We start from the raw sequence: 7,869 nt of genomic DNA, 5'->3' as shown, positions 1-7,869 counted from the left end.
GCGAAGAACAAGTATAAAATTTGGCTTTTCTTTGCTGTGGTCCTCGGGTCGGCGTGTCGCTGGTTCACAGCACGAGGATCCGGGGCGCCCACGGTCAGTGGGGTGTTCTTCGGGGATTGCTGGCCGGTGCGCCGAGTTCGTAGCCGTGCACGGCGTCGTCGAAGGTCTTGCCGGCCAGACCGGTTTGCCGCTCCGGTCGACCACCCGCGTTCGCGGAGGTTGGGTACGCGGGCAAGGGACGTGCATCTAGGCGTGCCTGGCGTGCTGGTGTGACGTGCGTGGATTGTGGCTGAGTGGGCACTGAGAGTGGACGGTTGTGGTGGTGGAGAGCCTCGGATTAGGGGGTTGTGGTGGTTACGGAGACTGGTGAGCGGGCGGGGCGGACCTTCTTTGGGCAGCCGCCGGTGTTGGCCAACCTGTTCGGGGTTGAGTTGTGGGAGCGGTTCTCGTTCTACGGGATGCAGGGGATCCTGCTGATTTATCTGTATTACTCGGCTAGTCAGGGTGGGCTGGGGATCGACGAGGGGACCGCTACCAGCATCGTGGGGGCCTACGGTGGGTTGGTTTATCTGTCGACGATCGTCGGTGGGTGGCTGGCTGATCGGTTGCTGGGGGCGGAGCGGACGCTGTTCTACGCCGCCGTCGTCGTCATGGGCGGTCATATCGCTCTCGCCTTGATCCCGGGTATGGCTGGGGTGGCGGTCGGGCTGGTGTTGATCGGGTTCGGTAGTGGTGGCGTCAAGGCGAATGCCACGTCGCTGGTCGGCACGTTGTATGCCGTGGATGATGAGCGTCGCGATGCCGGGTTCTCGTTGTTTTATCTGGGGATCAATCTTGGTGCGCTTGCGGGACCGCTGCTCACCGGGTTGCTGCAGAAGAATGTGGGCTTCCACTACGGGTTCGGGCTGGCGGCTGTGGGGATGGCGCTTGGGTTGATCCAGTACAGCTTCGGTCGGCGGCGGCTGACGGGGGCCGCGCGGGAGGTGCCGGACCCGATTCCGGCCGCTGCCCTGCGTCGAGTGGCGATCGGTGTGGCCGTTGCCGTGCTGGTCATCGCCGTCGTGCTGGCGACCGGGCTGCTTCCGGCGTCGCGCTACGCCACGGCTGTGGTGGTCCTGAGCGCGGTCGCGGCAGTGATCTACTTCGCCGTCATTCTGCGCAGTGAGCGGGTGACGGAGATCGAGCGCCGCCGGGTGTTCGCCTTCATCCCGCTGTTCATCGCGAGCGCGGCCTTCTGGTCCCTGTACCAGCAACAGTTCACCGTGGTGACGATCTACTCCGACCAGCGCCTGGACCGGACCATCTTCGGTTGGGAGATGCCGGTGTCGTTCGTCCAGTCGATCAATCCGGTGATGATCATCGTGTTGTCGGGTGTGTTCGCGGCGCTGTGGACCAAGCTCGGGTCCCGCCAACCGTCCACGCCGGTCAAGTTCAGTCTCGGGCTGGCGGTGATGGGAGTCGCATTCCTGCTGTTCCTGCCGATGGCCGGCGGCGGCCCGAACAGTGCGCCGCTGCTCGGGCTATCCGGCGTACTGCTCGTGTTCACCATCGCTGAGCTGCTGCTGTCACCGGTCGGTCTGTCGCTGGCCACCAAGCTCGCGCCCGAGGCGTTCCGCACCCAGATGGTGGCCCTGTTCTTCCTGTCCATCGCGCTCGGGACCGCGATGTCGGGCGTCCTGGCCAAGTTCTACAGCGCCGACCACGAGACCGCGTACTTCGGCGTGATCGGCGCCGTCGCGCTCGCCCTCGCCGCTGTACTGGCCCTCGCCGTCGTGCCGATCCGCCGCCTGATGAGCGGCGTCCACTAAGGGATCGGCGACTTGACCGCGAGTACCGGGCATTCCGCCTCCAGCAGGATGGTTTGCGCCTGACTGCCCAGGATCAGTTTGCCTACCGGAGTGCGGCGACGCAGGCCGATGACGATCAGCTCCGCGTTGAGGTCATCGGCCAGCCGGAGGATCTGCTCGGCGGCATCCTTGCTTGCCACCAGCTGAGTCAGCTCGTGGTCGACGCCCGAGGCTGTCAGCCGTTCCTCGATCGATTGCCACTCAGCGCCGGAGGCGAAGCGCTTGTCGACCAGGGATTCGCCCCGGGAGGAGTTCACGACGACCAAGCGCTGCTTGCGCAGCCGGGCTTCCTCGATGGCGCTCTCCAGGGCCGCTACCCCTTCCGGGGTTGGCACATAGCCGACGATGATCGCCATCTCAGTCTCCTACCTTCACTGCGTCGACGGGCTCACGGCGCCGCAGCCGGCTGACGACCGGCGGTACGACGAGGACGAGCAGGATCACGAAGTACACGATCTTGGAGAACCAGGTGTTGGTCAGGCCGCTGATGTGACCGTCGCTGATCTGCAACGCCCGCCGCAACTGCTCCTCCGCGGTCGGCCCGAGGATGATGCCGATGATCGCCGGTACTACGGGCAGCCCGAACCGCCGCATCGCGAACCCGAGCCCGCCCAGGATGAGCAGCAGCCACAGGTCGAAGGTCGACAGGTTGGCCGCGTACGCCCCGATGCTGGCGAAGAACAGGATCCCGGCGTACAGGTATGGCCGGGGGATCCGGAGCAGCTTGGCCCACATCGGCGCCAGCGGCAGGTTCAGCAGGAGCAGGATCGCGTTGCCGATGAAGAGGCTGGCGACCAGACCCCAGACCAGTTCGGGCTGCGTCTGCAGCAGCCGCGGACCGGGCTGGATGCCGTACCCCTGGAAGGCGCCGAGCATCACCGCGGCGGTCGCGGTGGTCGGGATCCCCAACGTGAGCAGGGGAACCAGACCACCAGCGGCCGACGCGTTGTTCGTCGCCTCGGGACCGGCGACGCCCTCGATAGCACCCTGGCCGAACTCCTCCGGGTGCTTGCTCAGCTTCTTCTCGGTGACGTAGGACAGGAAAGTCGGGATCTCGGCGCCACCGGCCGGGATCGCGCCGAACGGGAAGCCGATCACGGTCCCGCGCAGCCACGGCTTCCACGACCGGCGCCAGTCCTCCCGGCTCATCCGGGCGGCGCCGACGTTGATGATCTCGGCGGGCGTACGCCGCAAGTGCGCTGCGATCCACAACGCCTCGCCGACCGCGAACAACCCGACCGCGACCACGACGACATCGATGCCGTCGGCAAGTTCCGGCAGGCCGAGCGTGAGCCGTTGCTGACCTGACGTCGGATCGATCCCGATGGTGCCGACCAGCAGCCCGATGCCGAGCGCCGCCAGGCCGCGGATCTTCGACGATCCGAGCACGGTGGTGACGGCGATGAAGGCCAGTACCATCACCGCGAAGTAGTCCGGCGACCCCATCTTGATCGCCAGCTTGACGACCCCCGGCGCGACCAGCGCCAGCGCCAGCGTGCCGATGGTACCGGCGATGAACGAGCCGATCGCCGCCGTGGCCAGAGCAGCGGCCGCTCTGCCCTTGCGGGCCATCTTGTTGCCCTCGATCGCGGTCACCACCGAGGCGCTCTCACCTGGTGTGTTGAGCAGGATCGAGGTGGTCGAACCGCCGTACATGCCGCCGTAGTAGATGCCCGCGAACATGATGAAGGCCTGCGTGGGTTCGAGCGTGTAGGTCAGCGGGAGGAGCAGCGCGATCGTCATCGCCGGGCCGATGCCGGGCAGTACGCCGATCGCGGTACCGAGCAGGACGCCGACGAAGGCGTAGAGCAGGTTGGTCGGGTGGGCGGCGGTGGCGAAGCCGTTCAGGAGTTCGGCGAACGAGTTCATCAGAGGATTCCCTTGAGGATCCCGACCGGCAGCGCGATGCCGAGGCCGAGGTTGAACAGGTACCAGGTACCGACCGACAGGGCGACCGAGATGATCGCATTGCGGATCAGGTGCCGGCTGCCGAGCGCGAACGTCGTACCGAAGAACAGGACGGCGCCGGAGACCGGCCAGCCGAGCCGGTCGATCAGCAGGATGTTGGCGACGAAGGCGGCGACCAGCAGCCCGAGCGTCTTCCAGTCGCTGCCGTGCGACAGGTCCACGTCCTCGCCGGCTTCCTGCTCGCCACGGCCGCCGCGGAGGATGTTCACCGCGAGAAGTACCGCCGTGACGACGAGCAGGATGCCGACCGCGACTGGAACCGTCTTGGAGCTGACCGGGCTGCGGCTGTCCAGGTCGGGGAGCCGCAGCCCGTCGATCAGCGCCCAGGCGCCGAGGACCAGGAGGAGGAGGGCCACTCCGAGTTCGGAGCGGCCCTGCTTCACGGTGTCCATCAGGCCACGAGACCCAGCTCTCGCAGTACGCCGGCGACCCGGTCGTTCTCCGAGGTGAGGAAGCTCTTGAACTCGTCACCGGTCTGGAACGCGTCGGCCCAGCCCTGCTTGGTCAGGGTCGTCTTCCACTGCTCCGAGCCGTGCATCTTGGTGAGCAGGTCGACGTACTGCGCCTTCTTGTCGTCCGGCAGCCCGGGCGGTGCGACGATGCCACGCCAGTTGGTGAAGACGAGGTCGATGTTCATGCTCTTCAGGGTCGGCGCGTCGACGCCCTCGACGGGCGCCGCGGTGGTGACGGCGAGGATCTTCACGTCACCGGACTTGGCCTGCTCGGCGACCTCGCCGATGCCGGTGGCGGCGAAGGCCACCTTCTTGCCGAGGACCGCGGTCAGCAGCTCGCCGCCGCCGTCGTACGCGACGTAGTTGACCTCCTTCGGCTGCACGCCGACAGCCTTCGCCAGCAGCATCGGGGTGAGGTGGTCAGGGCCGCCCGGGTTCGACGCGCCGCCGACCGGGACCTTGCCCGGATCAGCCTTCCAGGCGGTGACCAGCTGGTCGAGACTCGTGTACGGCGATCCCTTCGGGACGACGATCGCCTCGGCCTCCTCGATCAGCTTGGCGATCGGGACCGTGTCGGCCAGGGTCGCCTTGGACTTGTTGGTGAAGACGGCCCCGACGACGCCGAGCCCCATCTGCATCAGCAGGTCCTCTTTGCCCTTCTCGTTGACGAGGCGCTGCAGACCGACCGTGCCGCCGGCGCCGGCGGTGTTGAAGACCTCGACCGTGTCGGACAGTTTCGCGTCCTGCATCGCCTTCGCGGCCGCGCGGGCGGTGGTGTCGTACCCGCTGCCGGGGGAGTTGGGGACGAGGATGCGCAGACCCTTGACCGGGCCTGAGCTGGAGCCGCCCGAGGCGTTGTCGTCGGCGCTGACGCCGCAACCGGTCGCGGCCACGGCGAGCGCCGCGACGGCGGTGATACTGGTGAACCACGTCCGTGCTCGCACGGCAGTCTCCTTGCTTTCGGTGGTGCGGTTGCCCGTCAGCGTGGCGTGGTCCCGCAACCGTGTCACCGTTACTACCGCAAACTCAGTTGTGTTCATTGTGCTCACGCGATGATGGCGCTCCGGGGCTCCGCCGAGCACAATCGGGGCGTGAAGACCAGACGGCGAGTGGTACTACGCAGGCGCTGGACGCTGGCCGGGCGGATGCTCGCCGTCCAGCTGCTGATCGTGCTCGTCGTCCTGGTGGGCGTGGCGGCCGTCTCACTGGCCCAGTCGAACGCGCGCTTCCGCGAGACCGAGGGCAACCGGGCGCTCGCCGTGGCCGAGCGGCTCGCGGTGACGGCCGGCGTCCGGGAGGCCGCGGCCGGGCGTGGGCCCGCCTTCGTCAGCCAGGCGCAGTCGGTGGTGGAGTCGGGCCGTACGTTCTCCGGTTCGACGTACGTGGTGGTGGCGCTGGGCAACCGGCAGATCATCGCTTCGACGGATCCGCTGCCAATGACTGACAAGCCGTTGCTGCAGCAGACCGACGCGTTCCAGGGGCGGTCATGGGTCGGGCGAGACGAGGTGACCGGCGCCGCGCTCGCGATGGCGCCGATCATCAACGTGCAGACCCGGGAGACCGATGGGGTGGTCGCGGTCGGCAGGCAGTACCCGTCATTGCTGGACAATCTGGCCGCGGCCAGGGCCAACCTGCTCACGTACCTGGGTATCGCCTCACTGCTGGGGGTGGCCGGGTCGTTGCTGCTGGCAAGGACCGTGAAGCGGCAGACCCTGGGGTTGGAGCCGCGGGAGATCACCGGGCTGGTCGAGCAGCGGGAGGCGTTGCTGCACGGCATCAAGGAGGGCGTGCTCGCGGTCGATCTCGATCAGCGGATCACGATGGTCAACGACGAGGCGGCGCATCTGCTCGGCATACCGCTCGCATCCGCCGGGCGGCGGCTGGGAGACGTCGACGACACCGGGCGGCTGGGAGAGATCTTCGACAGTATGGACATCGCGACCGACCGGCTGCTGCCGTTGCACGGGCGGGTACTGACGCTCAACCGGATGCCGGTACGAAGCCACGGCCGGCACATCGGCTGGGTCGCGACCTTCCGCGATCGGACCGAGCTGCTCGAGTTGCAGCGTGAACTGGACCTGACCCGGAACACCACCGACACGCTGCGGGCGCAGGCACACGAGTTCAGCAACCGGATGCATATCGTCAGCGGGCTTATCGAGCTGGGGGAGTACGACGACGTCCGGCGCTACATTCAGCGGGTCGCGGCCGATCAGACCGAGTTGACCGCCGGGATCACCGCCCGGGTCGCGGATCCGGCGGTGGCCGCGTTGCTGATCGCGAAGTCGAGTCAGGCCGCTGAGCGTGGGGTGAGCTTCGTCGTCGATCAGGGGACGTGGTTGCCCCGGCTCGACGAGCGGCTGGCGACGGACGTGTCGACCGTGCTGGGGAACTTGGTGGACAACGCGCTGGATGCTGCGACGGGTGGGCGGGATCCGTTCGTCGCGGTCGAGGTGCTGGAGGTGGCCGGGGCGGTGCGGATCGAAGTACGGGACTCCGGGCCGGGGGTGGACAGCGCGATGCAGCATCGGGTGTTCACGCATGGGTTCAGTACGAAGGACAGTGCCGGGGATGATCGGGGGATCGGGCTGGCGCTGGTACGGGTGATCTGCCGGAAGCGGGGCGGTGACGTGACGGTGCACAACGAGAACGGGGCGGTCTTCGTGGCGACCCTGCCGATGCTCGCGGAGGCGCGGGCATGATCCAGGTACTCGTCGTGGACGACGACTTCATGGTGGCGCGGCTGCACTCGAGCGTGGTGGCGTCCCAGCCCGGGTTCGAGGTGATCGGCGCGGCACGGACCGGCGCGGACGCCCTGGCCGCCGTACGGACGCTGCGGCCCGATCTGGTCCTGCTCGACATCTACTTGCCGGACATGAGCGGGCTCGAGGTGTTGCGCCGCTTCCGGGAATCCGCCGCGGACTACCCGGTCGACGTCATCGTCATCTCCGCCGCCCGCGACCTCGACACCCTGCGCACTGCGTTGCGTGGCGGCGTCTTCCAGTACTTGGTGAAGCCGTTCGAGGTCGAATCCCTGCGAGCCCGGCTGGAGGACTACGCCGCCCACCGAGCCGAACTCCATCACCTGACCGAGGCCCACCAGGACGAGGTCGACCGCGTCTTCCGCACCCCCAGCACCCGCACGCCACCCCCCAAAGGCATCAGCCCGGAAACCACCACGTTGGTACTCCGGGCCCTGGCCGAATCCCCCGACCCAGACCTCTCCGCCACTGAATGCGCCGACCTGACCGGCCTCTCCCGCAGCAGCACGCGCCGCTACCTCGAACACCTGGTAACCACCGGCCAAGCCGAAATGCACCCCCGCTACGGCACAGCCGGCCGCCCCGAACGCCGCTACCGCCTGCTCCCGAAATAATCCGAACAAGAGCAAAGAACAATTTTAGAATACTTGGGCGGAGGTTGGGGTCCGTGGTCACCTAAAGCAAGTGGATGGCTGGGTATGCGAGCCAACTCGCGGAGGTCTTCCGCCTCTCCGGTCGCAAGAGACAGATGCTCGGGCTCAGGGGCGCGGTGGGTGGCTGTCGGACCGTAGTTTGGATTGGCAGCGGTGGTGTCAGACCGTGTCCGTGGGCGGCCGGGCG

At 67.5% G+C, this 7,869-nt stretch carries 7 protein-coding genes; 3 read left to right on the top strand and 4 right to left on the bottom strand.

The genetic code is table 11. From position 1 onward, the window contains the following. The first annotated feature begins 350 nt into the window (after positions 1–350). Entirely contained in the window at positions 351–1,808 is a 1,458-nt protein-coding gene (locus ACIA12_RS14480; RefSeq protein WP_396367440.1) for a peptide MFS transporter, read from the top strand. Here the strand turns inward: ACIA12_RS14480 and ACIA12_RS14475 are convergent. From ACIA12_RS14475 to ACIA12_RS14460, 4 genes are read right to left on the bottom strand one after another with little or no spacing between them, the layout of a single operon-like run. Then, positions 1,805–2,203 (bottom strand): universal stress protein, encoded by a 399-nt coding sequence (locus ACIA12_RS14475; protein WP_396367439.1) that lies wholly within the window; start codon positions 2,201–2,203, stop codon positions 1,805–1,807. The genes ACIA12_RS14480 and ACIA12_RS14475 overlap by 4 nt on opposite strands. A gap of 1 nt (position 2,204) precedes the next feature. Continuing rightward, on the bottom strand, positions 2,205–3,716 hold the full coding sequence (locus tag ACIA12_RS14470) for a tripartite tricarboxylate transporter permease (protein ID WP_396367438.1): 1,512 nt from the start codon (positions 3,714–3,716) through the stop codon (positions 2,205–2,207). Next, positions 3,716–4,207, bottom strand: a complete 492-nt coding sequence (locus tag ACIA12_RS14465) for a tripartite tricarboxylate transporter TctB family protein (RefSeq protein WP_396367437.1) — start codon at positions 4,205–4,207, stop codon at positions 3,716–3,718. The genes ACIA12_RS14470 and ACIA12_RS14465 overlap by 1 nt, the downstream gene beginning before the upstream one ends. Next, positions 4,207–5,211 (bottom strand): Bug family tripartite tricarboxylate transporter substrate binding protein, encoded by a 1,005-nt coding sequence (locus tag ACIA12_RS14460; protein WP_396367436.1) that lies wholly within the window; start codon positions 5,209–5,211, stop codon positions 4,207–4,209. The genes ACIA12_RS14465 and ACIA12_RS14460 overlap by 1 nt, the downstream gene beginning before the upstream one ends. Before the next feature lie 147 nt (positions 5,212–5,358). On the opposite strand from ACIA12_RS14460, the gene ACIA12_RS14455 reads away from it, so the two are divergent. After that, complete coding sequence (locus tag ACIA12_RS14455; RefSeq protein WP_396367435.1) at positions 5,359–6,969, top strand: ATP-binding protein; 1,611 nt, start codon at positions 5,359–5,361, stop codon at positions 6,967–6,969. Next, positions 6,966–7,643: a response regulator gene (locus tag ACIA12_RS14450; protein ID WP_396367434.1), complete on the top strand. Its 678-nt coding sequence runs from the start codon at positions 6,966–6,968 to the stop codon at positions 7,641–7,643. The genes ACIA12_RS14455 and ACIA12_RS14450 overlap by 4 nt, the downstream gene beginning before the upstream one ends. Positions 7,644–7,869 lie beyond the last annotated feature (226 nt).

Source organism: Kribbella sp. NPDC051620 (assembly GCF_044453825.1).
In the GTDB taxonomy this organism is placed as follows: Bacteria; Actinomycetota; Actinomycetes; order Propionibacteriales; family Kribbellaceae; genus Kribbella.
This window is presented reverse-complemented; position numbering and strand designations above follow the sequence as displayed.

Coding starts and splice junctions, on each gene's coding strand:
- ACIA12_RS14475 (WP_396367439.1), bottom strand. CDS start 2,203: ATGGCGATCATCGTCGGCTATGTGCCAACCCCGGAAGGGGTAGCGGCC.
- ACIA12_RS14470 (WP_396367438.1), bottom strand. CDS start 3,716: ATGAACTCGTTCGCCGAACTCCTGAACGGCTTCGCCACCGCCGCCCAC.
- ACIA12_RS14465 (WP_396367437.1), bottom strand. CDS start 4,207: ATGGACACCGTGAAGCAGGGCCGCTCCGAACTCGGAGTGGCCCTCCTC.
- ACIA12_RS14450 (WP_396367434.1), top strand. CDS start 6,966: ATGATCCAGGTACTCGTCGTGGACGACGACTTCATGGTGGCGCGGCTG.